This is a genomic window from Pedococcus cremeus, assembly GCF_900111375.1.
GTDB classification, from domain to species: Bacteria; Actinomycetota; Actinomycetes; order Actinomycetales; family Dermatophilaceae; genus Pedococcus_A; species Pedococcus_A cremeus.
Genome location: NZ_FOHB01000003.1, coordinates 254,634 through 281,610 on the forward strand (window position 1 = coordinate 254,634; position 26,977 = coordinate 281,610).

Below are 26,977 nucleotides of genomic sequence, written 5' to 3' on the forward strand. Positions count from 1 at the left end.
GGGACCTAGGCCCCTCCCTCCCCGGCGCCGAGCCGCCGCATGCTGTCCCTGAGGACGGAAGGGGCGCCCATGGCCGTAGCCACCGCGACCGGCCTCAGCTCGGCCGAGGCGGCTGCACGGCGCGCCGACCAGGGGCCCAACCGGCTACCCGAGCCGCGCCGGCCCTCCGCCGTGCGGCGTCTCGTCGGTGAGCTGACGCACTTCTTCGCGGTGATGCTCTGGGTGGCGGCCGGGCTGGCCTTCCTCGCCGGCCTCCCACAGCTGGGAGTCGCCATCGCCGCGGTCGTCGTGCTCAACGCACTGTTCGCCTTCGCCCAGCAGGCGCGGGCAGACCACGCCGCCGAGCGGCTGCGCGCGCTGCTGCCCACCCGGGTCTCGGTGCGTCGGGACGGCCGGCGCCAGATCATCGAGGCCGAGGACGTCGTCGTCGACGACGTCCTCCTGCTCGAGAGCGGTGACCGGGTGCCGGCCGACGCCACCGTGGTGATGGCCAACCGCCTCCTCGTGGACACCTCGATGCTCACGGGGGAGAGTGCCGCGGTCACCCTCGAGGAACGCGGCACGCTGTATGCCGGGACGTTCCTCGTGGAGGGCGAGGCCCACGCCGTCGCGGTGGCCACCGGGGAGCGGACCCACCTGGCATCGATCGCCCGGCTCACCACCGCCTCGCCCAAACCGGTCACCCCCCTGACCCGTGGGCTGGAGGGGGTGGTGCGCCTGGTCGCGGCCATCGCCCTCGGCGTCGGCGGCCTGTTCTTCCTCATCTCGCTGCTGGTGGGCAACCCGGTGCAGGACGGCTTCATCTTCGCCATCGGCGTCACCGTCGCCCTCGTGCCCGAGGCGCTGCTGCCGACTGTGACCCTGTCCCTGGCCTGGGGGGCCGAGCAGATGGCCAGGCGCCAGATCCTGGTGCGCAACCTGGAGGCCGTCGAGACGCTGGGCTCGACCACCTTCATCTGCACCGACAAGACCGGCACGCTGACCCAGAACCAGATGGCGGTCGTGGAGGCCTGGACACCGGCCGGGACGCTGTCGCTGACCGGGGTGGGCTACGAGCCCGTGGCGGACCTCGTGTGGTCGGGCCCGTCGGCTCAGTCGCCCTGCGCCGACCTCGCCCTGGCCGGGGTGCGCTGCTCGACGGGCTACACCGTGCTCGCCGACGGGCGGTGGCGACCGCACGGCGACCCCATGGAGGCCGCGCTCGACGCCTTCGCCCGCCGCCTGGGCATCGACAGCGACGCCGACCGGCGGCAGCACCCCAACCAGCTGCGCTTCCCGTTCGACCCGCGGACCCGGCGCATGTCGGTCGTGGTCGACGGCATGGTGGTCGTCAAGGGCGCCCCCGACTCTGTGCTGCCCCTGTGCGGCGACGGCGAGGCGGCCCGGGCCGTGGTCGACGCGCTCACCGCCCGCGGGCTGCGGGTCCTCGCCATCGCGGTGGGCGCCCACGGGTCCGGCACCCCCCGGTCGCCCCAGGAGGCGGAGCAGGGCCTCAGCCTCGCCGGTCTCGTCGCCCTCGAGGACCCGCCCCGCGAGGACGTGGCCGCCGCGCTTGCGACCTGCCGCAGGGCGGGCGTCAGCGTGGCCATGGTCACCGGTGACCACCCGGCGACGGCTTCGGCCATCGCCGACCAGGTGGGCCTGCGGCGCCCGGGCGACCCGGTGCTGGTCGGATCCGAGCTGCCCGCCAACGACCGCATCCTCGCCGCGCACCTCGACCACGACGGCATCGTCATCGCCCGGGTGTCCCCGGAGGACAAGCTGCGCATCGCCAAGGCGCTGCGGTCGCGCGAGCACGTGGTTGCCATGACCGGCGACGGCGTCAACGACGCGCCGGCGCTGCACGAGGCCGACATCGGGGTGGCCATGGGCAGGTCGGGCACCGACGTCGCACGCGAGGCCGCCGACCTGGTGCTCCTCGATGACGCCTTCGCCAGCATCGTCGCCGGGATCGAGCAGGGGCGCGCCACGTTCCTGAACGTGCGACGGTTCCTGACCTACCACCTCACCGACAACGTCGCGGAGCTCACGCCGTTCGTCGTGTGGGCCCTGTCCGGCGGACGGTTCCCGCTCGCGCTCGGTGTCCTGCAGATCCTGGCCATCGACATCGGGACGGACACCCTCTCGGCGGTCGCCCTCGGTGCCGAGCCGCCCGCTCACCACCTCCTCGAGCGCTCGCCCGTGACCGGCCGGCTGATGAACTCCACCGTCCTGCGACGTGCGTTCGGCCTGCTGGGACCCCTCATCGCCGGGCTGTCGATGCTGGCCTTCCTCGTGTCGATGGCGGCCGCCGGCTGGAGGCCCGGTGGCCCCTTCCCGACGGGCCACGACCTGCTCGCGGCGTCCGGTGCGGCGTTCCTGACCGTGGTCCTCGGGCAGAAGGCCAACGTGTTCGCCTGCCGCAGCTCCTCGCAGTGGCCCGGGGCGCTCGGCTGGGCCACCAACCGCCTGCTCTTCCCGGCAGGGGCGGTCGAGCTGGCGTTCTCGCTGGTTGTCCTGCTCGTGCCGGGCATCGCCGTGGTCTTCGGCCAGGCCGGCCCGCCCCTCGCCGGGTGGCTCGTCGCGCTGGTGTCCCCGGCCGTGGTCCTGGGGGTGGACGCCCTGGACAAGCGGCTGAGGGCCGGGCAGCGCAGTGAGGCTCGAGAAAGCCGTCGCCTCGCGGACCTGCTCCGGATCAGCCGACGCGACCGAGGCTCATGATGCCCGCGGCCGTCAGGACCAGTAGACGCGTCCGGGGTTCATGATCCCGTGCGGGTCGAACAGCGCCTTGACCGCGCGCTGGCGCTCCAGCTCACGCTCGCCGAGCTCCTGGGCCAGCCACCGCGCCTTGAGGGAGCCGACCCCGTGCTCGCCGGTGATGGTGCCGCCGAACTCCAGCGCCGTGGCGACCATCTCGCCGAACGCCTCCTCGGCGTTCTCCCGGCTGGCCGGGTCGTCGGCGTCGAAGAAGATGCTGGGGTGCAGGTTACCGTCACCGGCGTGGCCCGACATGGTGATCTCCACCCCGCGCCGGGCGGAGATGGCCTGACCCGCGCGGATGAGGTCGGTGAGCCGCCCCACCGGCACGCAGACGTCCTCCAGGAAGCGCGGGCCCTTGGCCTCCAGAGCCGGGCTGAGCGCACGGCGCCCAGCCAGCAGCAGGTCGGCCTCCTGCACGTCGTCGGCGACCGCGACCTCGGTGGCGCCCGCCTTCTCCAGGATGTCGGCGTAGAGCGCGACGTCCTCCGCGGTGTGCCCGGGCCGGTCGGACTGCACGATGAGCGCGGCCTCGCAGTCGCCGGGGTAGCCGTAGTCGGCCAGCGCCTGCACGGCGGCGATGGAGGCGCGGTCCATGAGCTCGACCAGGCTGGGCACGTGCCGTTCGCGCCGCAGCGCGGCGATCGCCGCGCTCGCGTCCTCCAGCGAGTCGAAGGTGCCGAGCACGGTGAGGGCCGGGTCGGGAGCAGGCACCACCTTGGCGACCACCTCGGTCACGACGCCGAGCGTGCCCTCGGAGCCGACGAAGAGCCCGGTGAGGTCCAGCCCGGCGACGCCCTTGGCGGTGCGGTGACCGGTGCGGATCACCTCACCGCCCGGTAGCACGACCTGCAGGCCGCGCACGTAGTCGGCCGTCACGCCGTACTTCACGCAGCACAGCCCTCCGGCGTTGGTGGCGACGTTGCCGCCGATGGTGCAGAAGGCCGACGATGCCGGGTCCGGCGGGTAGAACAGCCCCTGCTCCGCCACGGCGGCCTTCAGGTCGGCGTTGATGACGCCCGGTCCGGCCACCGCCAGCCCCTCGAGCGGGTCGACCTCGCTCACTACGTCGAGCGCCTCGACGTTGAGCACGATGCCGCCCTCGAGGGCGACCGAGCCTCCGGTCAGGCTGCTGCGGGCACCCTGCGGCACCACCGGCGTCCGCGTCTCGTGCGCGTGCCGCATCACCTCCACCACGTCGGCGAGGTCACGCGCCCGCACCACCTCGAAGTCGCCCGGCGGCACCGCGCCCACGGACTCGTCCACGGCATACGTGGCCTTGACGTCGGGGTCGGTCACGAGACGGGCGGCGAGGGCGGCGGGAATCGTGGTCACGGCCCCACCCTAGGCGCCGCTAGAATGTCGCCCAACGGCGTCGACCCGGCCATCACCGGCGAGCCTCCGGAAGAACGGCACCTCGCGCCGCCCGCGGCGCAGGGTGCTCAGTAGAACCGGACGGGAGGGCCCGTCACAGCCTGGACCAAGAGCGGTCGTATGCCGTCGGGGCACCTCCGGCGCACGCGGCAAGCGAGGTGGTACCGCGGTGCCGCCGGGGAAGGACCCGGCGACGTCGTCCTCGTGGGAAGTCGAAGCACACGAGCGACGAAGGACTTGCCGACGATGACCTACCCGAAGGTCTCCAGCGACCCGACCAGCACGAGCGTGCCCGCGAGCCCGAGGTTCCCGGAGATCGAGGAGCGCATCCTCCGGTACTGGGACGAGGACGGCACCTTCCAGGCCTCCGTCGCGAACCGCGAGATGGGCGAGAACGGCGAGAACGAGTTCGTCTTCTACGACGGCCCGCCCTTCGCCAACGGCCTGCCGCACTACGGGCACCTGCTCACCGGCTACGTCAAGGACGTCGTGCCGCGCTACCAGACCATGCGCGGCAAGCGGGTCGAGCGTCGCTTCGGCTGGGACACCCACGGCCTGCCCGCCGAGCTCGAGGCGATGAGCCAGCTCGGCATCAAGACCAAGGAGGAGATCCTCGAGCTCGGGATCGAGGAGTTCAACGCCAAGTGCCGCAGCTCGGTGCTGAAGTACACCGACGAGTGGCGTGAGTACGTCACCCGGCAGGCGCGCTGGGTCGACTTCGACAACGACTACAAGACGCTCAACCCGCAGTACATGGAGAGCGTCATCTGGGCGTTCAAGCAGCTCTACGACAAGGGGCTGGTCTACGAGGGCTTCCGCATCCTGCCCTACTGCTGGAACGACCAGACACCGCTGTCGAACCACGAGCTGCGCATGGACGACGACGTCTACAAGAACCGCCAGGACCCGGCGGTGACGGTCGGCTTCCGGCTCGAGACCGGTGAGCTGGCGCTGATCTGGACCACCACGCCCTGGACGCTGCCCTCGAACATGGGCATCGCCGTCGGGCCCGACGTGGACTACGTCGTGGTGGAGTCCGACCTCACCGGCACCACCGAGCGGTACGTGCTCGCGGAGGCGCGCCTCGCGGCATACCGGCGTGAGCTGGGCGGCGACGACCCCGAGAGCCTCGAGGCCCGCGTCGTGGAGCGGTTGAAGGGCCGCGACCTCGTGGGCCGCTCCTACACGCCGCCGTTCTCGTACTACCAGGGCCACAAGAACGCCCACCAGGTCCTCGGCGCCGACTTCGTCACCACCGAGGAAGGCACCGGCATCGTGCACATGTCGCCCGGCTTCGGTGAGGACGACAAGGCGACGCTCGACGCCGCCGGTGTGGAGACCGTGGTGCCCGTCGGGCCGAACGGCGCGTTCACCTTCCCGGTGATCGACTACGAGGGCCTGCACGTCTTCGACGCCAACCCGCTGATCATCGACCACCTCAAGGCGGCGACGCGCGGAGACGGCGACCACCACGGCGCCGTCACCCCTGGCACGGTGCTGGTGCGCCGCGAGACCTACGACCACTCGTACCCGCACTGCTGGCGCTGCCGGCAGCCCCTGATCTACATGGCCGTGTCGTCCTGGTTCGTCGAGGTGACGAAGTTCAAGGACCGCATGCTCGAGCTCAACGACCAGATCACCTGGGTGCCCGAGCACGTCAAGGACGGCCAGTTCGGCAAGTGGCTCGAGAACGCCCGTGACTGGTCCATCTCGCGAAACCGCTTCTGGGGCAGCCCGATTCCCGTGTGGAAGTCGGACAACCCGCACTACCCGCGGGTCGACGTCTACGGCTCCTTCGAGGAGCTCGAGCGCGACTTCGGCGTCGAGGTGACCGACCTGCACCGGCCGTTCATCGACCGGCTGACCCGGCCGAACCCCGACGACCCGACCGGGCAGTCGACCATGCGCCGGGTCGAGGACGTGCTCGACGTCTGGTTCGACTCGGGCTCGATGTCGTTCGCGCAGGTGCACTACCCGTTCGAGAACGCCGAGTGGTTCGAGCACCACTTCCCGGGCGACTTCATCGTCGAGTACATCGGCCAGACCCGCGGCTGGTTCTACACGCTGCACATCCTCGCCAGCGCGATCTTCGACCGCCCGGCGTTCAGCTCGTGCATCAGCCACGGCATCGTGCTCGGCTCCGACGGGCAGAAGATGAGCAAGTCGCTGCGCAACTACCCGGACGTGCGCGAGGTGTTCGACCGCGACGGGGCCGACGCCATGCGGTGGTTCCTCATGTCCTCGCCGATCCTGCGCGGCGGCAACCTCGTCGTCACCGAGCAGGGCATCCGCGACGGCGTGCGCCAGGTGCTCATCCCGCTGTGGAACTCCTGGTACTTCTTCAGCCTCTACGCCAACGCGGCGAACGGCGGGAAGGGCTACGAGGCGAAGTGGTCGACGGCGTCCACCGACGTGCTCGACCGCTACCTGCTGGCCAAGCTGCGCGAGTTCGTCGAGCAGGCGCAGGCCCAGCTCGACGTCTACGACATCGCCGGCGCCTGTGACTCGACGCGCTCCTTCCTCGACGTCCTCACGAACTGGTACATCCGGCGCAGCCGGGACCGGTTCTGGGACACCGCGGGTGCGGACTCCTCGGTCTCCGCGGCGGCCTTCGACACGCTGTACACGGCGCTCGAGGTCGTGTGCCGGGTGGCGGGCCCGCTGCTTCCGCTGACCACCGAGGAGATCTGGCGCGGGCTGACCGGCGGCCGCTCGGTGCACCTCACCGACTGGCCCGAGGCGAGCGACCTGCCGGCCGACCACGCGCTGGTGGCCGCCATGGACACCGCGCGCGAGGTCTGCTCGACGGCCTCCTCGCTGCGCAAGGCCAACGGCCTGCGGGTGCGGCTGCCGCTGCGCGACCTCACCGTCGTCGTGCCGGATGCCCTGTCGCTCAAGGCCTTCGGCGCGATCGTCGCCGACGAGGTCAACGTGCGCACCGTCACCCTGCGCGACGTGTCCGAGGCCAGCCAGGCCGACTTCGGCGTCTCGCAGAAGCTCACCGTCAACGCCCGCGCGGCGGGCCCGCGGCTCGGCCGCGACGTGCAGCAGGCGATCAAGGGCAGCAAGAGCGGTGACTGGTCCGTCGCCGAGGACGGCACGGTGACCTCCGGCGGGCTTGCGCTGCAGGAGGGCGAGTACACGCTCGAGACGGTCGTCGACCAGTCGGCGGCCGGCGGGTCCCGCGCCACGGCCATGCTGCCCAGCGGCGGGTTCGTCGTGCTCGACACCGAGGTGACGCCGGAGCTGGCCCAGGAGGGCCTCGCGCGCGACGTCGTGCGCGCGGTGCAGCAGGCCCGGCGCGACGCCGGCCTGGAGGTGAGCGACCGGATCAGCCTGACCGTGACCGGTTCGCAGGACGTGTGGGAGGCGACCGTGGCACACCAGTCCCTGATCGTGGAGGAGACGCTGGCGTCGCAGTTCGGCTCGGCGCCTCAGCTCGAGGCCCTGCCGCAGCGTGGGGACGTGGTCGAGACCACGGTCGGTGACGGCCAGCCGGTGCGCATCAAGGTGATGAAGCTCTGATGGCCGGCGTGAACCGCTCCGGCCGTCCGGACGCCGCCCAGCAGGAGGCGGCGCACAAGCTCGAGGTCATGCGGCGGATGCGGCTGGCCGAGGAGGCCATCCTCGGCCGTGCGCCCGAGCACGACCTCGAGCCCAGCCTCGACCGGATCGCCGCGGTCATGGAGCTGCTCGGCGACCCGCAGCGCACCTACCCGGTCATCCACCTCACCGGCACCAACGGCAAGACGTCGACGACCCGCATCATCGAGTCGCTGCTGCGCGAGATGGGCCTGCGCACCGGGCGCTTCACCTCGCCGCACCTGCACACGGTGCGCGAGCGGATCGCCCTGTCGGGTGAGCCCATCTCCGAGGAGAGGTTCCTCGCCGCCTACGACGAGGTGCTGCCCTTCATCGAGATGATCGACGAGAAGTCGGTCGCCGAGGGCGGTCCGCGCATGACGTTCTTCGAGGTGCTGGTGGCGGTGGCGTATGCCGCGTTCGCCGACGCACCCGTGGACGTCGCCATCGTGGAGGTCGGCATGGGCGGTGGCTGGGACGCCACCAACGTCGCCGACGGCTCGGTCGCCGTCGTGACGCCGGTGTCCATGGACCACCAGCACTTCCTCGGCAACACACTCGAGGAGATCGCCGGCGAGAAGGCCGGGATCATCAAGGCCGACGCGGTCGCCGTGGTTGCTGTGCAGGAGCCCGAGGTCACCCAGGTCCTCCTCGACCGCGCCCACGACGTGGGTGCGCGGATCACGTTCGAGGGCAACGACTTCGGCCTGCTCGAGCGCGAGGTCGGGGTCGGTGGCCAGCAGATCTCGGTGCGCGGCCTGGGCGGTGACTACACCGACCTGTTCCTGCCGCTCCACGGCGCGCACCAGGCCCACAACACCGTGCTGGCCCTGGCCGCCGTCGAGGCGTTCCTCGGTGGGGGAGAGCAGCGGCTCGACCCCGACATCGTGCGCGCGGGGCTCGCGTCGGTGGCGTCACCCGGCCGCCTGGAGATCGTGCGCCGGTCGCCCACCGTGCTGGTCGACGCCGCCCACAACACGGCCGGGGCGCTGGCCCTGCGGGACGCCCTCGAGGACTCGTTCAACTTCGCCCGGCTGATCGGGGTGGTCGCGATCCTCAAGGACAAGCCGGCCACCGAGATGCTCGAGGTGCTCGAGCCGGTGCTCGACCACGTCGTCGTCACGTCGACGACCTCTGCCAGGGCGATGCGGCCCGAGGAGCTCGGTGAGCTGGCCGTCGACATCTTCGGCGAGGACCGGGTCACCGTGGTCCGGGAGCTGCCGGACGCGCTCGACGTCGCGGCCGGGATGGCCGACGAGGGCGGTGTCGCCGGCGGCGTGCTCGCCACGGGGTCGGTGACCACCGCGGCCGAGGTGCGCATGCTGCTCGGCACCACCGAGGTCTGAGTCGGGGGTGAGCCGGGGGGGCGACAGTCGTGACCGCCCCGACTCAGCCCCTTCTCACCGCGGCTCAGCCCTTCTTGCCGATGTCGTGGATGTCGAGGTGGTGCGCTGCCTTGCCGTCGGTCCGGGCTTGCTTGTCGGCTCGCTTCTCCTTGATGGACTTGCTCGCCTTCTTGGACATGTGCGATCGCGGCGACTTGTCACTCATGGCTGCTCCTTGGGGTGGAGGCACGGATGGCCTCACGTCCTGACGGTACGCCCCAAGGCCAACCCGCCTTGCGAGCAGGACCGGCACGGGCGCCAACGCGGCGGGTCAGTGCCGCTTGGCCATCTCGTGGATGTCGAGGTGGGTGGCCTGGTACTCGGCCTTGGCGTGCTTCTCGGCTCGCCGCTGCTTGATGGACTTGCCCGGCTTCTTCGCCGCGTGCGTGGGCTTGGACTTCGTGCCCATGGTTCCCGCCTTCCCGAGTGAGGTGCTTCCGCTCCTCACGCTCGACGGTACGCCGGAAGGCGGCGGCGCGACATGGTCCCAAGGGCCCGGTCCCGACCAGCGGCTCAGGCCAGGCTAGGGCAGGCTCACCACCGTCATGCCGGAGCCGGCGCGAGGCCGGTCCATCGCCGCGAGGGCCGCGCCGGCCGCCTCGAGGTCGATGACCTCGCCGACGAGCAGCTCGGGCCGCAGCGTGCCGTCCTCGATCATCGCGAGCATGGCGGGGTACTCGTGCGCCGCCATGCCGTGTGAGCCGTAGACCTCGAGCTCCTGCGCCACGACGCGGTCCATCGGCAGCGGGGGCGTGGACGCCTCGCCGAGCAGCAACCCCACCTGCACGTGGCGCCCGCGCCGGCGCAGGCTCAGCACCGAGGCCACCGCCGTCGCCGGCGAGCCCAGGGCGTCGAGGGAGACGTGAGCGCCTCCACCGGTCACGTCGCGCACCCGTCCGGCCACGTCGCTACCCGCACCGGGGTCACGGGCGTCGAGCAGAACCTCCGCCCCCACCTCGCGCGCACGCTCCAGCGCGGCGGGGGAGACGTCGACGGCGACGACCCGGGCGCCCAGCGCCGCACCGACCATGACCGCCGACAGGCCGACCCCGCCGCAGCCGTGCACGGCCAGCCAGGATCCCGGCTCCACTCGCCCGTGTGCGGTGAGCGCCCGGAAGGCCGTGGCGAAGCGGCAGCCCAGCGAGGCGGCGGTCACGAAGTCCACGGCGTCCGGCAGGCGCACCAGGTTGAGGTCGGCCGCGTGCAGGGCCACCAGCTCGGCGAACGACCCCGGACCGGTGAACCCGGGCTGCGTCTGCTGCGGGCACACCTGGGCCTCGCCGGCGGCGCACCACGCGCACCGGCCACAGCCGCAGACGAACGGCACCGTGACGCGGTCACCCACGGACCACCGGCGCACGTCGGGCCCGAGCTCAGCCACCACACCGGCCAGCTCGTGGCCGGGCACGTGGGGGAGCGGCACGGGGTCGTGCCCCTTCCAGGCGTGCCAGTCGGAGCGGCACACCCCGGTGGCGCGAACGGCGACCACGACGCCGTCGTCGGGACAGGGAGGCGGGGGCACCTCCGCCACCTCCGGCAGCACCCCGTGACCCGGGTAGACGACGGCTCGCATCAGTCGATGTCCTCCCCGGCCAGGGCCTTGGCGGCCAGCCGTTCCTCCTCGGCGACCTCCCAGACCTCCTTGGCCGCGGTGGCGTTGAGCCCCACGATGACCAGGCCGAGCACGATGTCGGGCCAGCCCGACAGCGTCCACACCGTGATGCCGGCGACGACGATGATCAGAGCGTTGGCGATGACGTCGTTGCGGGCGGCCAGGTATGCTGCGTGCGACATGCTGCTGCCGTGCGCCCGCATCCGGGCGAGCAGCACGGCGCAGACCGTGTTGACCACGATGGCTCCGCCGGCGGTGAGCGCCAGCGACAGCGGGTCGGGCGGGCTGGGGTCACCGAACTTGGCCACCGCCTGCCACAGCGCCGCCACCGCCGGCACCAGGATGATGAGGGCCATCGCCTTGCCGGCCACGGCCCGGCGGTGGGCGCTCAGCCCGAGGGCGAAGGCGATGAGCAGGTTGATGGCGGTGTCCTCGAGGAAGTCCACGCTGTCGGCGAACAGGGAGACCGACCCGATCGCGAGGGCCACGCCGACCTCGACGAAGAAGTAGGCGAAGTTCAGGGCCGCCACGAGCAGCACCGTGCGGCGGAGCTGGCGGGTGGTGATGACGGTGTCGGGCACGGGTCCATCGAAGCAGGCAGCGAGGTGGGTGGCACGGGAAGGTGCGCGCACGGCATACGGTTGGGGCATGCACCCCTTCACGAAGCTTCTCCTGGTGCTGGCGCTGGTCGTGCTGGTCTTCTGGCTGGTGACGAAGTTCCGCGACCGCCAGGTGCCCGAGGACCCGATGCCGCCGGTGCCGGTCAGCGACCTCCCCCCGGGGGTGCAGGCGTCGATCGACCACGCCATCAGCGAGGGCAAGACCATCAACGCCATCAAGATCTACCGAGACGCGACGAGCGCCTCGGTGGCGCAGGCGAAGCAGGCGATCGACGTCCGCAGCTGGCAGCGCAAGCCGTGAACCGCCTGACCTTCTACGGCCCGCTGGGCAAGTTCAGCTGGCGGATGCTCGCCACCGTGCTCGCCGGTGAGTCGGTGATCGTGTTCTTCGGTGCCCTGGTCGCCCGTGCCATGGCCTCCGCGGGCGGCGACGACCGTGGTGGCGCGTGGCTCGCCACCGGCTCGGCCCTCGCCGTGCTCTGCGTCGTGGGGGCCGGCCTCATGCGGCGCCCGTGGGGCGTCACGCTCGGCTGGGTCGTGCAGGCCTTGACGCTGCTGAGCGCGCTGGTGGTGCCGGCGATGCTCCTCGTGGGCCTGATCTTCCTGGCCCTCTGGGTGCTCTGCATGCTGCAGGGGGCGAAGATCGACGCCCTGCAGGCGCAGCGGGAGGCGCAGGCCCGTGAGGAGTCGGCGCGTCCGCCGTCGGTAGGCTGACCGCCGTGACTGCGCAGACTGAACGCTCCCTGGTCCTCGTCAAGCCCGACGGGTTCTCCCGCGGCCTCACCGGTGAGGTGCTCCGCCGCATCGAGGCCAAGGGCTACACCCTGGTCGCGCTCGACGTGCTGACTCCCACCCGCGAGATGCTCGCCGAGCACTACGCCGAGCACGAGGGCAAGCCCTTCTACGAGCCGCTCGTCGACTTCATGTCCAGCGGGCACGTCGCCGCCGTCGTCATCGAGGGCAACCGCTGCATCGAGGGCTTCCGGGCCCTCGCCGGCGCCACCGACCCCACCGCCGCGCTCCCCGGCACCATCCGTGGCGACCTCGGCCGCGACTGGGGCCGCAAGGTGCAGGAGAACATCGTGCACGGCTCGGACTCGCCGGAGTCGGCAGCCCGCGAGATCGCGATCTGGTTCCCCAAGCTCTGACCTGAGTCCTCCGACTCCGTATCCGCAGAGCCGCCCACCCGCCCCGTCAGGGGGCCGGTGGGCGGCTCTGCGTATACGAGCTCGGGCGGGACTCGGCCGCGCAGGTCGGGTCGGACGGAGGTCAGGCGGTCTCGAGGTCGTCGAGGCTGCCGATGACGACCTCGAGCAGCGAGGCGAGGGTCTCGCGCTGCGCCGTGGTGAGCCCCGCGAGGGTGTCGGACTCGACGACGTCGGCCTCGCGCACGGCCGCGGTGAACAGCTCCCAGCCGGCGGTGTCGAGGGTCACCAGCACTCGCGTGCGGTTCGCCGGGTCGGGCTCGCGGCGCACCCAGCCCCGCTCAGCCATCCGGTCGAGCCGGTGCGTCATGGAGGAGGCGGCGCAGTTGGCGATGTCGGCGAGCTGGCTCGGGGTGACGGGGGAGTCGCCGGACTTGGCGAGGTGCGCGAGCACGGCCCACTCGCCGTGGCTCAGGCCGAGGTCGGCCAGCTGCCGTCCGTACCACTTGTCGAGCTTGCGGGTCAGCCCGTAGACCGCCGTGATGACCCGCTGAACGGACTCGTCGCCACCGGCCGCGACGTAGGCGCGCACCGCCGCCTGGTACTGCCGCTGGGCCGACTGAGAGGCCGTCTTCCTGGCTGCCATGCCGACCATCCTGTCATGCTACTATTTCGAAGTCGAACTTCGATATCGAAGTCTTATGCATCGAAGTCCTCGACATCGAGATGATGCGTCTCGAAGTCTTAACTATTCAACTAGCTACGAAACGACCGATACCCGTGCGCGCCCGTCTGCTCATCCTCGCCTCCGCCGTCGCCATGCTCGGCTGGGGCACCGTCCTGCCCTACCAGTACGCCTACGCCGCCAACACCCGTGGGTGGGGGAGCCTCGCCGCCGCCGCGGCGGCCAGCCTGTTCTCCGTCGGCGCCCTCTTGGCCGCCCCGGTCGGTGGGCGCCTGGCCGACCGGCTCTCGCCGGTGGCCGTGGCCGTCGGCGCCAAGCTGGTGGCAGCGGCGGGGGCGGCGTCGCTGGTCGTGGCCGGGTCGCCGGGCGCGTTCCTCCTGGGAATGTTCGTCTTCGGCGTCGGCATCACCGCCGCGAACCCGGCCCAGACCGTGCTGGTCCTGCGCTGGGTCGGCGGGGGTGACGACCGGCGCCGGGTCTTCGCCTGGCAGTTCACCGGGCAGGCGCTGGGCATGGCCGTCGGTGCCTTCGTGGCCGGCTACGTGGTCGACCTCGACCGCCCGACCGGCATGTGGCCCGCCTTCACGACCGCCGCTGCCGGGTTCGTCGTCTCCGCGCTGCTGATCCTCCTCGCCGGCCGAGGTGCTCCGGCCCCCGCCCACGCCGACGTCGCCGCCGACCCGGCGCAGGCCTCCGGCAAGGTCGCCACCCGCGACGCGCTCCGCCTGATCTGGGCCAACCCGGCCCTGCGCTGGACCGCGCTGGTCACCGTCACCCTCGCGCTCGGCTTCTACGCCCAGTTCGAATCGGGCCTGCCGGCCTACGCGCTCACCGTGCTGTCGGTGCACGAGACCACCATCGGCCTTGCTGCCGCCGTCAACTGCGTCGTCATCATCGCCCTGCAGATGGTCGTCGTGCGCCTCACCGCGAAGCGGAGCGCCCCCGCCCTGCTCATCGTCGTCGCCGCGATCTGGACGTTCTCGTGGGTGCTGCTGGCCCTCGCCTCCCAGGCGCCCGGTCTGGCGGCCGCCCTCTTCGTGACCACGTTCGGCGTGTTCGCCGTGGGCGAGACGATGTACGCGCCGGTGCTCAACCCGCTCACCGCGAGCCTGGCGCCGCAGGGCATGGTCGGCACCACCCTCGGCATCTTCACGGCCCTGCAGACCGGGTTCTCCGCCGTGGGCCCGCTCGTTGCGGGGGTGGTGCTCGGTGCCGGGCTCGGCAGCGTCTTCGTCGGCCTGCACGTCGTCATCAGCGGCCTCGCCCTGTTCGCGGCGTGGCGCCTCCGCCGCGTCCTGGGCGCCCAGCCGGCCCCGGCCCCAGCGGTCACCACCCCCGTGGAAGCCGCACTGGCGGCCTGACCCCGGCGACAGCACGGGTATGCCGCGGGTGCGCCGCCACGGTGCGCCCACGGCATACCCGTGGTCGCCCGGGAGACGGGCGTCAGGTGCCTGACCGGGCCCCGCGCCGGCCGCCGGTCAGGCGGCGGACCAGCCTCCGTCGCTGGCGATGACGGCGCCGTTGACGTTGACCGCCTCGTCGCCGGCCAGCCAGAGCACCAGCGAGGCGATCTCGTCGGGCTGCGCGGTCCGCTGGGCCCGGCCGAAGTTGGCCTGCAGCCGTTCGTAGGTCCACGGCAGCCGTGGCACCGCGCCCCCCTCGGCGATGTGCGTCTCCACGCCGCCGGGGCAGACTACGTTGGTCCGCACGCCCTGCGGCCCGTAGAAGTAGGCGGTGTTGCGGGTCATGCCGACCAGGGCGTGCTTGGAGGCGGTGTAGGCCAACCCGGCTGCGGCACCGGTGATCCCTGCGACCGAGGCGACGTTGACGATCGCACCCCGGCCCTGGGCGAGCATGCCGGGCAGGACCGCCCGCATGAGCCTCATCGGCGCGGTCACGTTGACGGCCATGACCGTCTCCCACGTCGCGTCGTCGACGTCGCCCGCGGGGAGGAACCAGTCCATGACGCCGGCGTTGTTGACGAGGATGTCGGCGCCGCCGTGCGCACCGGCCGCCATGACGACGGCATCGATGCCGTCGGTGGTGGTGAGGTCGCCGGCCACGTGGACCACCTGGCCCGGCATGGTGTCCTCTCCCTTGAGCCCCTCCAGCCGCTCCACGTTGCGGTCGGCGGCGATGACGACCGCACCCTCGGCCGCCATGCGCAACGCGATGGCCCTGCCGATGCCCGATGCCGCACCCGTCACGATGGCGACGCGTCCGTCGAGTCTGTCGCTCACGGTCCCTCCTTCGGTGGGGCCACCCCCGCGGTGGTCCACCTGCAGCGTGCCAGCGGGGTAAACACGCGCCCCAGAGACCAACGTCCCCTCGCTCGCCGCGTGCTTTCGCGCCGGTCCGGTTAGCGTGCTGGGACCGAACGAACCACGTCAGGAGGAGACCCAATGACCACTGCCAAGAGCTCTGTGGACGTCAAGACCTACGTGACCGCCGCCTACAACCAGTGGACGCAGTTCGAGGACTTCCCGAAGTTCATGGACGGCGTCGAGGAGGTCACCCAGGTCGGTGACCGCCACCTGCACTGGAAGGTGAAGATCGCCGGTGTCGAGCGCGAGTTCGACGCCACGATCACCGAGCAGGTGCCCGACACCCGGATCGCCTGGAAGGCCGACGGCGAGACGAAGCACGCCGGCGTCGTCGACTTCCACAAGCTCGACATGGAGCACACTCGGGTCGACCTGCAGCTCGACATGGAGCCCGAAGGGCTCGTCGAGACCGTGGGCGACAAGCTCGGTGTCGTCGAGCGGAAGGTGAAGAAGGACCTCGAGCGCTTCAAGGAGCTGGTGGAGTCGCAGCCGCACCCCACCGGCGCCTGGCGCGGCGAGGTGCCGCGCGAGGGCTGACCCCACCGGTCGAGGGGCCTGGCGCCCCTGCGACCCCACGGACCCGGGCGGGAGCCGCGACACGACCTCGCGGCTCCCGTCCGGCCGTGTCGGGCGGCCGTAGCATCGCTCGCGTGAGCGGGGGACGGGGCTGGATGACGCTGGGGCGCGACCTGGCGATCGACCTCGGCACCGCCAACACCCTCATCTACGAGAAGGGCCGTGGCGTCGTGCTCGACGAGCCGTCGGTCGTGGCGGTGGAGGCCGGCACCTCGCGGCTGCTCGCCGCCGGCACCCGCGCCAAGGAGATGCTGGGGCGCACCCCCGGCCACGTCCACGCCATACGACCGCTCAGCGACGGCGTCATCTCCGACGCCGACGTCACCGAGCGGATGCTGCGGTACTTCGTCGACCAGGTGCGGCCGTCTCGCCTGGTGCGTCCTCGCATGGTGGTCTGCGTGCCGAGCGAGGTGACCGGGGTGGAGCGGCGGGCCCTGGAGGACGCCGCGGTCCGCTCGGGCGCGCGCCGCGTCTACGTCATCGAGGAGCCCATGGCCGCGGCCATCGGGGCCGGCCTGGCGGTCAACGAGACCGCCGCGTCGATGGTGGTCGACATCGGTGGCGGGACCAGCGACGTCGCGGTGATCAGCCTGGGCGGCATCGTCACCTCGCGCTCGCTGCGCATCGGCGGTGACGAGATCGACGAGGCGATCATCGCGCACGTCAAGAGCGAGTACTCCCTGCTGCTGGGGGAGCGCAGCGCCGAGGACATCAAGGTGCAGGCGGGCTCGGCGTTCCCGCTGCGCCAGGAGACCAGCACGCGCGTCCGGGGGCGCGACCTCGTGACCGGCCTGCCCAAGACCGTGACCGTCTCGAGCCAGGAGGTCCGGCGCGCGGTCGAGGGGCCGGTGCTGCAGATCGTCGAGCTGGTGCGCGCGGTGCTCGACGTGTGTCCGCCCGAGCTGGCCGGCGACGTGCTCGACGGGGGCATCACCCTCACGGGCGGCGGTGCCCTGCTGCGCGGCCTCGACGAGCGGATGCGGCACGAGCTCGGTGTCCCGGTGAGGGTGGCCGATGACCCGCTCCGGTCGGTGGTGCTCGGCTCGGGCCGCTGTGTCGAGGAGTTCGCCACCCTCGAGCGCGTGCTCATCGACAGCCGCCGTTTCTGAGCCGATGCGTCGTCGCCCCTCCCGCCGTCGGCTCCTCGTCGCCCTCCTGGCGGCCACCCTCGTCGTGGTGGTGGCCGACGTCTCGGGCTGGTCCGCCACCGACCGGGTCCGTGCCCTCGGGGCCACCGTGCTCGGCCCGCTCGAACGAGTCGCCGGTCGTGGCGGTGGTGCCGCCCTGGCGGCCTCCGACTCCCGAGCCGCCCGGACCCGGTTGGGGTACGACGCCGCGGTGGACGCCCGGACGACCGAGGAGGCGCGCCAGCTCCGCGCGCTGCTCGACTCGCCGGGGGCGACCGGTGCCCGGCTGGTGCCCGCTCGCGTCGTGGCCGTCGGCTCCCAGGGTGCAGCCGGTCCGGAGCGGGTCACCATCGATGTCGGGTCCCGCGACGGCGTCACCGCGGACCGCACCGTCGTGAACGCCGATGGCCTCGTCGGCAGAGTCGTCGCCACGGGACCGTGGACCTCGGACGTGCTCTTGGTGGGCAGCGCCGACCTCGCCGTGGGCGTGCGGGTGGGCAGCGCCGGCACCCTCGGCTCCCTGACCGGGGCGACCGGGGCGACCGGGGATACGGGGGCGACCGGAATGACCGGAGCCTCCGGCGTGCGGCCACGCCCCGCCGGGCAGCTCGACCTCCAGCTGGTGCAACGCGGGTCGGTCGCGGTCGGCGACGCCGTCACGACCATGGGCAGCACCGGTGGGCGGCCGTTCGTGGCCGGAGTCCCGGTGGGCCGGGTGAGCAGCGTCGACCCGGGCGGTGGGCGGTTCGCCCCGACGGCGGCGGTGCAGCCCTCGGTCGACGTCACGCGGCTCGACGTGGTCGGGGTGCTGCTCACGGCTCCCCGGACGACTCCTCGCACAGCGGTCGAGGGGACGGCCCGGTGACGGGGGTGCTCTCGCCGTTGCGGCTGCTGCGCGCGCTCGCCGTGGTGGTCGCCGCCCTCGTCGCCGTCGTGCTCGGCGCGCGGGTGCCCGGCCCGCTGCCCGACCTCGTCCTCCCCGTCGTCGTGGCCGGCGCGCTGCTCAGCGGACCGTCGCGCGGTGCGCTCCTGGGGCTCGGGGCCGGGTGGGTGGTCGACCTCATGCCCCCCGGCTCGCCGGTGCTCGGGTCGGCGGCCCTGCTGTATGCCGCGGTCGGTCTCGTCGCGGGAGCCGGGCGCCGCGAGGGCGAGGTGGCGGTGGGCTGGCTCGCCCTGGTCGTCTTCGCCGCGTCGGCCGTACCCGCACTGGGCCGGGTGCTGCTCGGCCTGGCCGGCTCAGAGCCCGTCAACCTCTCCGCGACCGCCGTGCAGTGGGTTCTGACGGTCGGACTGTCACTGGTCGTCGTGCCGCTGCTCATCCGCGCCGAGCACGCCCTCGTGCGGCGTCACCTCGCATGAGACGCGACGTCACCGCCCGCGGCAGCAGGCGCGACGTCACCGCCAGAGGCGGCAGGCGCGACGTCACCGCCCGGGTCTGGGTGTTCGGCCTCGTCGTGCTCTCACTGATGGGCACGCTCCTCGGCCGGCTCGGCCAGGTGCAGCTCACCGAGCACGACGACTACGTCGCAGCCGCCGAGACGGTCAACACCCGGGTGGTCACCGAGCCCGCGGTGCGGGGCCGCATCCTCGACCGCAACGGCATTCCCCTCGTCGACAACACGTCGGAGGCGGTCGTCACCCTCGACCGCAAGGTGCTCGTCGAGGCCGCCGACCACGGAGAGGCCTTGGTGCGCAAGGTCGCTCGTGAGCTGGGCCGTCCCTTCGACGAGCTGTGGGGCCGCACCCGCGACTGCGGGTCACCGGGGGCACCCCCGCCGCCGGTCTGCTCGAGCGGCTCGCCGTACCAGCCCGTCGTCGTGGCAGCCGGGGTCGACCCCGTCCGGGCGCTCAGCCTGCTCGAGCGCCGTGACGAGTTCCCGGGTGTCGACGTGCAGGCCCGACCGGTGCGCGACTACCCCGAGCGGCAGCGGGCCGATGCCTCCCACGTGCTCGGCTACCTCGCCCGGGCCACGGCCGAGGACGTGACGGCCGGCAAGGGGCTCGTCGGCGACAGCGACCTCGTGGGCCGGTCCGGCCTGGAGCAGGAGTACGACCGCGTCCTGCGCGGGACGCCGGGCCGCACCACCGTGGCGGTCGACCCGCGCGGCGTCGTGACGAGGACGCTGTCGGTGCAGGCGCCCGTGCCCGGCCGTGACGTGCGCACGCACCTCGACCTGCGGGTGCAGCAGGCCGCCGAGAAGGCGCTGGCCGACGCCGTCGCGAAGGCCCGCACCCGCGGCTGGAAGGCCGACGCGGGAGCGGCGGTGGTGCTCGACGTGCACGACGGTGGCGTGGTCGCCGCGGCCAGCTACCCGGCATACGACCCCACGGTCTGGACCGGCGGCATCACCGAGGGTGAGCTCGCGAAGCTCACCGACGCGAGGGCCGGCACGCCGCTGGTCTCGCGGGTGACGTCGGCCGGCTTCGCCCCGGCGTCGACGTTCAAGGCGATCTCGCTGCCGGCGGCCGTGGCGGCGGGCAACCGGCTCGGCGGCACCTACGACTGCACCTCGAGCTACCGCATCGGCAACCGTGCCTTCCGCAACTTCGAGTCCCGCGCCTACGGCCCGATCTCGCTGCACGAGGCGATCGTCGTCTCGTGCGACACGATCTTCTACGACTTCGCCTACCGGTCGTGGCAGGCGCAGGGCGGCCTGGCCGCGAAGGGCGACGCACAGGACCCGTTCGTGCGCACCGCCCGGCTGTTCGGCCTCGGCGCGCCGACCGGGGTCGACCTGCCGGGGGAGCAGGCCGGGCGCGTCCCCGGTCGCGACTGGAAGCAGCAGACGTGGGAGGACACCCGCGCCGACACATGCCGGCGCGCCGGCACCGGCTACCCCCAGGTGGCGGCCACGGACGCCCCGCGTGCGGCATACCTGACGTCGTTGGCGAAGGAGAACTGCCGCACCGGCTTCCAGTTCCGGGCCGGCGACGCGGCGAACTTCGCGATCGGGCAGGGCGACATCGCCGTCTCCCCGCTGCAGATGGCCCGGGCGTACGCCGCGATCGCCAACGGCGGCACCTTGTGGACGCCCCAGGTCGCGCAGGCCTTCACGGATCCCGGCGGGGGAGCGGAGCAGCCCATCGCCCCGCACCGTGACGGCTCGGTGGGCGTGAGCCCGGCGGTGCTCTCGTTCCTGCGCGACGCGCTGCGCGGCGTGGTCTCCGAGGGCACGGCGAAGGGGGCCTTCGCCGGGTTCCCGCTGAAGCAGTGGCCGGTCGCGGGGAAGACCGGCACCGCCGAGGTCTACGGCGCCCAGGACACGTCGTGGTTCGTGTCCTACGCGCCCGCCGACAAGCCCCGGTATGCCGTCGCGGTGGTCGTCTCCCAGGGCGGCACCGGCGGCGAGACCGCCGCGCCCGCGGCCCGGCGCATCCACGAGGTTCTGCGCACGCTGCGGTGACGCGACGCGGACGGTGGCCAGGGGGTGAGGTGCCCGCGGGCGGCACACGACGCAGTCAGTAGGCTGCCCCCATGGCTGACTTCGATCTTGTGGTGCTCGGTGCTGGTCCGGGTGGGTACGTCGCGGCGATCCGCGCCTCGCAGCTGGGGCTGAAGGCGGCGGTCATCGAGGAGAAGTACTGGGGAGGTGTGTGCCTCAACGTCGGGTGCATCCCCTCGAAGGCGCTGCTGCGCAACGCCGAGATCGCGCACATCATCACGCACGAGAAGGCCACCTTCGGCATCTCCGGTGACGCCACGATGGACTTCGGCGCCACCCACGCGCGCAGCCGCAAGGTCGCCGACGCCAGCGCCAAGGGCGTCCACTACCTGATGAAGAAGAACAAGATCACCGAGATCGACGGCTGGGGCACCTTCAAGGACGCCAAGACGATCGAGGTCAAGGGTGCCGACGGCCAGACGCAGACGGTGACCGCCGACAACGTCATCATCGCCACCGGTGCGACGACCCGCCTCATCCCGGGCACCTCGCTGTCCGAGCGCGTCGTCACCTACGAGGAGCAGATCCTCACCGACCAGCTGCCGGGCTCGATCATCATCGCCGGCTCCGGCGCGATCGGCGTCGAGTTCGCCTACGTCATGAAGAACTTCGGCGTCGACGTGACGATCGTGGAGTTCCTCGACCGGATGGTGCCGACCGAGGACGCCGACGTGTCCAAGGAGCTGCTCAAGCAGTACAAGAAGCTCGGCGTGAAGGTCATGCTCTCGACCAAGGTCGAGGCCATCGAGGACACCGGCTCGAACGTGCGCGTCACGGTCTCCCCGGCGCAGGGCGGCGAGTCGCAGGTGCTCGAGGCCGACAAGGTGCTGCAGGCCATCGGCTTCGCGCCCCGGCTGCAGGGCTACGGCCTGGAGAACACCGGTGTCGAGACCACCGACCGCGGGGCCATCGCGATCGACGCGCGCGGTCGCACCAACGTCGACGGCGTCTACGCGATCGGTGACGTCACCGGCAAGCTCATGCTGGCCCACACCGCCGAGGCCATGGGGGTCGTCGCCGCCGAGACGATCGCCGGTGCCGAGACCATCGAGATCAACTTCGACATGATCCCGCGGGCGACCTTCTGCCAGCCGCAGATCGCGTCGTTCGGCTACTCCGAGGAGCAGGCCAAGGAACGCGGCTACGACGTGAAGACCGCGGCGTTCCCGTTCTCCGCCAACGGCAAGGCACGCGGCATGGCCGAGGGCGTCGGCTTCGTCAAGGTCGTCGCGGACGCCAAGCACAACGAGATCATCGGCGCGCACATGATCGGCCCCGAGGTCACCGAGCTGCTGCCGGCGCTCACGCTGGCGCAGCAGTGGGACCTCACCGCTGACGAGGTGGCCCGCAACATCTTCGCCCACCCGACGCTGTCGGAGGCCATGAAGGAGGCCGTCGAGGGGATCGCCGGCCACATGATCAACCTCTGACGACCAATCTCTGAATCAACCTCTGACGACCCACCTCTGACGGAGGCCGGTATGCCGCACGTGCGGGTTCCCATCACGACCGACCGCCTCGTCCTCCGGAGCTTCCGCCCGGGGGACGAGGCGGACGTCTTCGCGTACCGCTCCGTCCCCGAGGTGGTGCGGTTCATCCCCGGCGACCCGCGGACCACGGACGAGGTCGCCGACCTCGTGGCCGAGCGCGCGAGCGCCGGACGCCTCGACGTCGACCGGCCGGCACTGACCCTCGCGGTCGAGCTCGGCGGCAGGGTCGTCGGCGACGTGCTCATCCACCTCGCGGGGCCGAACGGCGTCGACCTCCGGCAGGTCGAGATCGGGTGGGTCTTCGCCCCCGACGTGGCCGGCAACGGCTATGCCACCGAGGCCGCCCGGGCCCTGGTGCGGGTCTCGTTCGAGGAGCTCGGTGTCCACCGGGTCTGGGCCCGGGTCGAGCCGCGCAACGAGCCGTCGGTGCGCCTGTGCGAGCGGCTCGGCATGCGCCGCGAGGGCGTGCTCAAGCAGGCGTCCTGGTTCAAGGGGGAGTGGACCGACCTGGCCTTCTACGCCCTCCTCGCCGACGAGTACCGCCCCGCCCAGCAGCCCTGACGCGCGCCACTCACCGCGCGGCATACCCAGAACTGCAACGAGTGGCACCGTGCCACGTGTTGTCGTCGGCGACGCCGAATCACGACAACCGTTGGCGCGCTGCCACCTGTCGCGGTGTCGACGCCAAGGTGGACCCCTGTGGATGAGGCGGTGGGCACCCTTCGGTCCTGAGGCAGGGTGGCGGCTGTGCCTGACGAGGGATTCGAGCCGCTGACCTACCGGGAGGCGCTGGCCGCCGGCGTGACGCCGGGTCAGCTGAGGGGTCCGGGCTACCGGCGGCTCTTCACCAACGTCTACTGCGACGCCCGGGCCGATGTCGACCTCGCGCTGCGCGTGCGAGCGGCACTCAAGATCGCGCCTGACGGAGCGGTGGCGTCTCGGCACACGGCAGCCGAGCTGATCGGGGGCGTCGTTCCCTCGAGTGCCGACGTGCACCTGACGCTCCCCACGGGGCGCCTGCGCGTCGACGGCATCGACGCCCGCCGCGGTGCGCTGACCTCGGAGGCGCGCTGGCGCGGCATACCGGTCACGTCCGCGGAGGACACCTTCACCGGCCTTGGCTGCGACCTGGGCCTGGTGGACCTGGTGGTGCTCGGCGACAGCCTCGTCAAGGCGGGACGCACCACGCCGGAACGGCTGCGCGCCAGGACGGTGAAGCTCGGTGGAAAGGGCGGTGCGACTCTCAGGCGGGCGGCCACGCTGGTGCGGGTGGGCGTGGACTCACCGATGGAGTCGCGCCTGCGGCTCCTCCTGGTGCTGGCTGGGCTGCCCGAGCCGGTGGTCAACCACGTCGAGTACCGCGAGGACGGGAGCTGGGAGCGCCGGTTCGACCTCGCGTACCCGCACCATCGGCTCGCCATCGAGTACGACGGTCGCCAGCACGCCGAGACGCAGGCGCAGTGGGAGCGCGACGTCGACCGGCGGGAAGGGCTCGACACCGACAGCTGGCGGCTCGTGGTGGTGCTTGCCAAGGGCATCTACCGGGAGCCCGAGCGCACCCTCGAGCGAGTCGTGGCGGCCATGCGGGACGTGGGGATGGCAGGCCGCGTGTCCAGCGACGAGTGGCGGCTGCACTTCCGGGGATACTGAGCACGTCCGGCGACACCGAGCCCAGGCAGGACCGCGACCGTTGGCATGATGGCACTCGTTGCTGCCGCGCGCGGCCCTCGACGACAACCGATGGCCTCCTGCCAACCGTTGCGGTGCGGCCTCCAGGATCCCGACGTCGCCGATTAGGGCGCGCCCGGGCGCCGCTGATAGCCTGAACCCTGCCGTAGACCGGCCGCGGATCGAGAGAGCCCAGGTGAACCAGCCCTGGCGCACCGCGCAACGATCACCAGAAGGAGAAGTGTCGACCTATGCCGTTGAGCACTGACGTCAAGAAGCAGATCATGTCCGAGTACGCCACGCACGAGGGCGACACCGGCTCCCCCGAGGTGCAGATCGCGCTGCTCACCCAGCGGATCAAGGACCTCACCGAGCACTCGCGCGAGCACAAGCACGACCACCACAGCCGCCGCGGCCTGCTGCTGCTGGTCGGTCAGCGCCGCCGCCTGCTGCGCTACCTCGAGAGCGTCGACATCGAGCGCTACCGCTCGCTGATCAAGCGCCTCGGCCTGCGCCGATAAGCCATCCGAGAGGGAGCGGTCACGCACCACGCGTGGGCCGCTCCTTCTCGTATGAGGGCCTCCCAGGAGGTCCAGGACCACCGGTCCTGCGGGCCCAGCCCGCGACAACTGCATACAGGAATGACCAGAGAAGAAGACCCGTGCACAACGACGATGCACGCGGTTCGTTGAAGATCAAAACGAAGGAGGGCCCAATGGAGGGTCCAGACATCCACTTCGCCGAAGCCGTCATCGACAACGGAAGCTTCGGCACCCGCACCGTCCGGTTCGAGACCGGGCGACTGGCCAAGCAGGCCGGCGGCGCTGTCAGCGCCTACCTGGACGAGGACACGATGCTCCTCTCCACCACCACCGCCGGGAAGTCCCCGCGCGAGGGTTTCGACTTCTTCCCCCTGACGGTCGACGTCGAGGAGCGGATGTACGCCGCGGGCAAGATCCCCGGCTCGTTCTTCCGCCGCGAGGGCCGCCCGTCCACCGACGCGATCCTCACCTGCCGCCTGATCGACCGCCCGCTGCGCCCGACCTTCACCAAGGGCCTGCGCAACGAGGTCCAGGTCGTCATCACGGTGCTCGCGCTCAACCCCGACCACCAGTACGACGTGCTGGCGATCAACGCCGCCAGCGCCTCGACCCAGATCTCCGGCCTGCCGTTCTCCGGCCCGATCGGCGGCGTCCGCGTCGCCCTGATCGATGGCCAGTGGGTCGCCTTCCCGAACTTCTCGGACGCCGAGCGCTCGACCTTCGACATGGTCGTCGCCGGCCGCGTCGTCGGTGATGACGTCGCGATCATGATGGTCGAGGCGGAGTCCACCGACGCCACCTGGAACCTCGTCAAGAACGAGGGCAAGCAGGCGCCGACCGAGGAGGTCGTGGCCGAGGGCCTCGAGGCCTCGAAGAAGTTCATCAAGGTCCTCTGCGACGCGCAGGCCGAGCTGGCCAGCAAGTCCGCCAAGGAGGTCCAGCAGTTCCCGATCTTCCTCGACTACGAGGACGACGTGTATGCCGCCGTCGAGGCGGCCACCTCGGCCGACCTCGCGCAGGCGCTCACCATCGCGGGCAAGCAGGAGCGCGAGGACCGGATCGACGAGATCAAGGCCTCCATGAAGGAGTCCCTGGCCGGCGAGGGCAAGGAGTTCGAGGGCCGCGACAAGGAGCTGTCCGCTGCCTACCGCTCCGTGCAGAAGAAGCTCATCCGCCAGCGCATCCTGCGCGACAAGGTCCGCATCGACGGCCGTGGCCTCGCCGACATCCGCGCCCTCAGCGCCGAGGTCGAGGTCCTGCCGCGCGTGCACGGCTCGGCGATCTTCGAGCGCGGCGAGACCCAGATCATGGGTGTCACCACGCTGAACATGCTCCGCATGGAGCAGCAGCTCGACACCCTCTCGCCGGTGACGCGCAAGCGCTACATGCACAACTACAACTTCCCGCCGTTCTCCACCGGTGAGACCGGTCGCGTGGGCTCGCCCAAGCGTCGCGAGATCGGCCACGGCGCCCTGGCCGAGCGTGCCCTCATGCCGGTGCTGCCGACCCGCGAGGAGTTCCCCTACGCGATCCGCCAGGTCTCCGAGGCGCTGGGCTCCAACGGCTCGACGTCCATGGGCTCGGTCTGCGCCTCCACCCTGTCGCTGCTCAACGCCGGTGTGCCGCTGCGCGCGCCGGTCGCCGGCATCGCGATGGGCCTGGTCTCCGACGAGGTCGACGGTGAGACGCAGTACGCCGCGCTGACGGACATCCTCGGCGCCGAGGACGCGTTCGGCGACATGGACTTCAAGGTCGCCGGTACGCGCGAGTTCGTCACCGCCATCCAGCTCGACACCAAGCTCGACGGCATCCCCGCCTCGGTGCTGGCCGGCGCGCTGACCCAGGCCCGTGACGCTCGCCTGCACATCCTCGACGTCATGAACGAGGCCATCGAGGCCCCGGACGAGATGTCCCCGTTCGCCCCGCGTGTGATCTCGGTGAAGGTGCCGGTCGACAAGATCGGCGAGGTCATCGGCCCGAAGGGCAAGATGATCAACCAGATCCAGGAGGACACCGGCGCCGACATCTCCATCGAGGACGACGGCACGGTCTACATCGGCGCCACCGATGGCCCGTCGGCAGAGGCTGCGCGCGCGGCGATCAACGCGATCGCCAACCCGCAGATGCCCGAGATCGGCGAGCGCTTCCTCGGCACCGTCGTGAAGACGACCACCTTCGGCGCGTTCATCTCGCTGCTGCCCGGCAAGGACGGCCTGCTGCACATCTCCGAGGTGCGCAAGCTCGTCGGCGGCAAGCGGATCGACGCCGTCGAGGACGTCCTCTCGGTCGGCCAGAAGGTCCAGGTCGAGCTCAAGGAGATCGACCCGCGCGGCAAGCTCTCGCTGGCTGCTGTCCTCCCCGAGGGGCAGAGCGGCGAGGCTGCCGAGGTCGCAACGGACGAGGCCGCCGAGGGCGGCCAGCCCGAGCGCGAGGAGCGCGGTGACCGCGAGGACCGCGGCGAGCGTCGCGAGGGCGGCCGTGGCCGCAACCGTCGTCGCCGTGGCGGCGAGCGCGGTGACCACGCCGAGCAGGGCACCGGCACGTCCGAGTCCGACCAGCTGGTCGAGGCCCACGAGGGCGGCGCTCCCGCTTCCTCGGAGGACGCGGCGAACTGACGCCACGCTGAGAACGGCGACGGGCCGGCATACCACTGCGGTATGCCGGCCCG

Annotated in this window: 24 protein-coding genes; 17 read left to right on the top strand and 7 right to left on the bottom strand. The window is 71.8% G+C overall.

The window, feature by feature from the left end; all coding sequences use genetic code 11:
* Positions 1–69 precede the first annotated feature (69 nt).
* A complete protein-coding gene (locus BMW78_RS07220) occupies positions 70–2,700 on the top strand; it encodes a cation-translocating P-type ATPase (RefSeq protein ID WP_091757858.1) in 2,631 nt (876 codons plus the stop codon).
* A 12-nt stretch (positions 2,701–2,712) separates the two neighbouring features.
* Here BMW78_RS07220 and BMW78_RS07225 read toward each other — a convergent pair whose 3' ends face one another.
* On the bottom strand, positions 2,713–4,071 hold the full coding sequence (locus BMW78_RS07225; protein WP_091757860.1) for an FAD-binding oxidoreductase: 1,359 nt from the start codon (positions 4,069–4,071) through the stop codon (positions 2,713–2,715).
* Positions 4,072–4,356: 285 nt separating this feature from the next.
* Here BMW78_RS07225 and ileS point away from each other — a divergent pair, with 285 nt between their 5' ends.
* Together ileS and BMW78_RS07235 are read left to right on the top strand one after the other, a co-directional pair.
* Positions 4,357–7,635 (top strand): isoleucine--tRNA ligase, encoded by a 3,279-nt coding sequence (ileS, locus tag BMW78_RS07230; RefSeq protein ID WP_091757862.1) that lies wholly within the window; start codon positions 4,357–4,359, stop codon positions 7,633–7,635.
* A complete protein-coding gene (locus tag BMW78_RS07235) occupies positions 7,635–9,038 on the top strand; it encodes a bifunctional folylpolyglutamate synthase/dihydrofolate synthase (protein WP_091757864.1) in 1,404 nt (467 codons plus the stop codon). Before ileS ends, BMW78_RS07235 begins: the two co-directional genes overlap by 1 nt.
* Before the next feature lie 64 nt (positions 9,039–9,102).
* Here the strand turns inward: BMW78_RS07235 and BMW78_RS20755 are convergent, their stop codons facing one another.
* From BMW78_RS20755 to BMW78_RS07250, 4 genes are all read right to left on the bottom strand, one after another.
* Positions 9,103–9,243 (bottom strand): hypothetical protein, encoded by a 141-nt coding sequence (locus tag BMW78_RS20755; RefSeq protein WP_091757866.1) that lies wholly within the window; start codon positions 9,241–9,243, stop codon positions 9,103–9,105.
* Positions 9,244–9,348: 105 nt separating this feature from the next.
* Positions 9,349–9,486, bottom strand: coding sequence for a hypothetical protein (locus tag BMW78_RS20760; RefSeq protein WP_174238400.1), 138 nt, complete (start codon positions 9,484–9,486; stop codon positions 9,349–9,351).
* A gap of 114 nt (positions 9,487–9,600) precedes the next feature.
* Complete coding sequence (locus tag BMW78_RS07245; protein ID WP_091757869.1) at positions 9,601–10,650, bottom strand: zinc-dependent alcohol dehydrogenase family protein; 1,050 nt, start codon at positions 10,648–10,650, stop codon at positions 9,601–9,603.
* Positions 10,650–11,270 carry a cation efflux transmembrane domain-containing protein gene (locus BMW78_RS07250; protein WP_245735713.1) on the bottom strand — a complete coding sequence of 207 codons (621 nt, stop codon included), beginning with the start codon at positions 11,268–11,270 and terminating at the stop codon, positions 10,650–10,652. Before BMW78_RS07250 ends, BMW78_RS07245 begins: the two co-directional genes overlap by 1 nt.
* 67 nt (positions 11,271–11,337) lie before the next feature.
* Here BMW78_RS07250 and BMW78_RS07255 point away from each other — a divergent pair, with 67 nt between their 5' ends.
* Genes BMW78_RS07255 through ndk form a run of 3 tightly spaced genes read left to right on the top strand, consistent with a single transcriptional unit; the run spans position 11,338 to position 12,457 of the window.
* Entirely contained in the window at positions 11,338–11,610 is a 273-nt protein-coding gene (locus BMW78_RS07255; RefSeq protein ID WP_091757873.1) for a hypothetical protein, read from the top strand.
* Positions 11,607–12,023: a DUF4233 domain-containing protein gene (locus BMW78_RS07260; RefSeq protein ID WP_091757875.1), complete on the top strand. Its 417-nt coding sequence runs from the start codon at positions 11,607–11,609 to the stop codon at positions 12,021–12,023. Before BMW78_RS07255 ends, BMW78_RS07260 begins: the two co-directional genes overlap by 4 nt.
* Before the next feature lie 5 nt (positions 12,024–12,028).
* Positions 12,029–12,457: a nucleoside-diphosphate kinase gene (gene ndk, locus BMW78_RS07265; protein WP_091757877.1), complete on the top strand. Its 429-nt coding sequence runs from the start codon at positions 12,029–12,031 to the stop codon at positions 12,455–12,457.
* A gap of 121 nt (positions 12,458–12,578) precedes the next feature.
* Here ndk and BMW78_RS07270 read toward each other — a convergent pair whose 3' ends face one another.
* Entirely contained in the window at positions 12,579–13,100 is a 522-nt protein-coding gene (locus tag BMW78_RS07270; protein ID WP_091758271.1) for a MarR family winged helix-turn-helix transcriptional regulator, read from the bottom strand.
* Between the two features lie 134 nt (positions 13,101–13,234).
* Here BMW78_RS07270 and BMW78_RS07275 point away from each other — a divergent pair, with 134 nt between their 5' ends.
* Positions 13,235–14,500, top strand: a complete 1,266-nt coding sequence (locus BMW78_RS07275; protein WP_091757878.1) for an MFS transporter — start codon at positions 13,235–13,237, stop codon at positions 14,498–14,500.
* A 117-nt stretch (positions 14,501–14,617) separates the two neighbouring features.
* Here the strand turns inward: BMW78_RS07275 and BMW78_RS07280 are convergent, their stop codons facing one another.
* Positions 14,618–15,379 (bottom strand): SDR family NAD(P)-dependent oxidoreductase, encoded by a 762-nt coding sequence (locus BMW78_RS07280; protein ID WP_091757880.1) that lies wholly within the window; start codon positions 15,377–15,379, stop codon positions 14,618–14,620.
* 162 nt (positions 15,380–15,541) lie between these two features.
* Between BMW78_RS07280 and BMW78_RS07285 the strand changes: the two genes are divergently transcribed.
* The 10 genes from BMW78_RS07285 (at position 15,542) to BMW78_RS07330 (ending at position 26,924) form a co-directional block, all read left to right on the top strand.
* Positions 15,542–16,000, top strand: a complete 459-nt coding sequence (locus BMW78_RS07285; RefSeq protein WP_091757882.1) for an SRPBCC family protein — start codon at positions 15,542–15,544, stop codon at positions 15,998–16,000.
* A 134-nt stretch (positions 16,001–16,134) separates the two neighbouring features.
* Positions 16,135–17,148 carry a rod shape-determining protein gene (gene mreB / locus BMW78_RS07290; RefSeq protein WP_091757884.1) on the top strand — a complete coding sequence of 338 codons (1,014 nt, stop codon included), beginning with the start codon at positions 16,135–16,137 and terminating at the stop codon, positions 17,146–17,148.
* 4 nt (positions 17,149–17,152) lie between these two features.
* Complete coding sequence (mreC, locus tag BMW78_RS07295) at positions 17,153–18,031, top strand: rod shape-determining protein MreC (protein ID WP_177180303.1); 879 nt, start codon at positions 17,153–17,155, stop codon at positions 18,029–18,031.
* Complete coding sequence (locus BMW78_RS07300) at positions 18,028–18,525, top strand: hypothetical protein (protein WP_091757888.1); 498 nt, start codon at positions 18,028–18,030, stop codon at positions 18,523–18,525. The genes mreC and BMW78_RS07300 overlap by 4 nt, the downstream gene beginning before the upstream one ends.
* Positions 18,522–20,570, top strand: coding sequence for a penicillin-binding protein 2 (mrdA, locus tag BMW78_RS07305; RefSeq protein ID WP_091757890.1), 2,049 nt, complete (start codon positions 18,522–18,524; stop codon positions 20,568–20,570). Before BMW78_RS07300 ends, mrdA begins: the two co-directional genes overlap by 4 nt.
* 71 nt (positions 20,571–20,641) lie before the next feature.
* Entirely contained in the window at positions 20,642–22,039 is a 1,398-nt protein-coding gene (lpdA, locus tag BMW78_RS07310; protein WP_091757892.1) for a dihydrolipoyl dehydrogenase, read from the top strand.
* A gap of 51 nt (positions 22,040–22,090) precedes the next feature.
* Positions 22,091–22,660, top strand: a complete 570-nt coding sequence (locus BMW78_RS07315; protein ID WP_091757894.1) for a GNAT family N-acetyltransferase — start codon at positions 22,091–22,093, stop codon at positions 22,658–22,660.
* Between the two features lie 186 nt (positions 22,661–22,846).
* Entirely contained in the window at positions 22,847–23,749 is a 903-nt protein-coding gene (locus BMW78_RS07320) for a hypothetical protein (RefSeq protein ID WP_245735714.1), read from the top strand.
* A 269-nt stretch (positions 23,750–24,018) separates the two neighbouring features.
* Positions 24,019–24,288, top strand: a complete 270-nt coding sequence (gene rpsO / locus BMW78_RS07325; protein ID WP_091757896.1) for a 30S ribosomal protein S15 — start codon at positions 24,019–24,021, stop codon at positions 24,286–24,288.
* A 194-nt stretch (positions 24,289–24,482) separates the two neighbouring features.
* Positions 24,483–26,924, top strand: coding sequence for a polyribonucleotide nucleotidyltransferase (locus BMW78_RS07330; protein ID WP_091757898.1), 2,442 nt, complete (start codon positions 24,483–24,485; stop codon positions 26,922–26,924).
* The last annotated feature ends 53 nt before the right edge of the window (positions 26,925–26,977 follow it).

Bases quoted from the DNA above. Each gene is read 5' to 3' on its own strand.
- BMW78_RS07270 (WP_091758271.1), bottom strand. From the start codon at position 13,100: ATGGCAGCCAGGAAGACGGCCTCTCAGTCGGCCCAGCGGCAGTACCAG.
- BMW78_RS07330 (WP_091757898.1), top strand. From the start codon at position 24,483: ATGGAGGGTCCAGACATCCACTTCGCCGAAGCCGTCATCGACAACGGA.
- BMW78_RS20755 (WP_091757866.1), bottom strand. From the start codon at position 9,243: ATGAGTGACAAGTCGCCGCGATCGCACATGTCCAAGAAGGCGAGCAAG.
- BMW78_RS07220 (WP_091757858.1), top strand. From the start codon at position 70: ATGGCCGTAGCCACCGCGACCGGCCTCAGCTCGGCCGAGGCGGCTGCA.
- mreB (WP_091757884.1), top strand. From the start codon at position 16,135: ATGACGCTGGGGCGCGACCTGGCGATCGACCTCGGCACCGCCAACACC.
- rpsO (WP_091757896.1), top strand. From the start codon at position 24,019: ATGCCGTTGAGCACTGACGTCAAGAAGCAGATCATGTCCGAGTACGCC.
- BMW78_RS07245 (WP_091757869.1), bottom strand. From the start codon at position 10,650: ATGCGAGCCGTCGTCTACCCGGGTCACGGGGTGCTGCCGGAGGTGGCG.
- BMW78_RS07315 (WP_091757894.1), top strand. From the start codon at position 22,091: ATGCCGCACGTGCGGGTTCCCATCACGACCGACCGCCTCGTCCTCCGG.
- BMW78_RS07235 (WP_091757864.1), top strand. From the start codon at position 7,635: ATGGCCGGCGTGAACCGCTCCGGCCGTCCGGACGCCGCCCAGCAGGAG.
- mreC (WP_177180303.1), top strand. From the start codon at position 17,153: ATGCGTCGTCGCCCCTCCCGCCGTCGGCTCCTCGTCGCCCTCCTGGCG.
- BMW78_RS20760 (WP_174238400.1), bottom strand. From the start codon at position 9,486: ATGGGCACGAAGTCCAAGCCCACGCACGCGGCGAAGAAGCCGGGCAAG.
- BMW78_RS07255 (WP_091757873.1), top strand. From the start codon at position 11,338: ATGCACCCCTTCACGAAGCTTCTCCTGGTGCTGGCGCTGGTCGTGCTG.
- lpdA (WP_091757892.1), top strand. From the start codon at position 20,642: ATGGCTGACTTCGATCTTGTGGTGCTCGGTGCTGGTCCGGGTGGGTAC.
- ileS (WP_091757862.1), top strand. From the start codon at position 4,357: ATGACCTACCCGAAGGTCTCCAGCGACCCGACCAGCACGAGCGTGCCC.
- BMW78_RS07285 (WP_091757882.1), top strand. From the start codon at position 15,542: ATGACCACTGCCAAGAGCTCTGTGGACGTCAAGACCTACGTGACCGCC.
- mrdA (WP_091757890.1), top strand. From the start codon at position 18,522: ATGAGACGCGACGTCACCGCCCGCGGCAGCAGGCGCGACGTCACCGCC.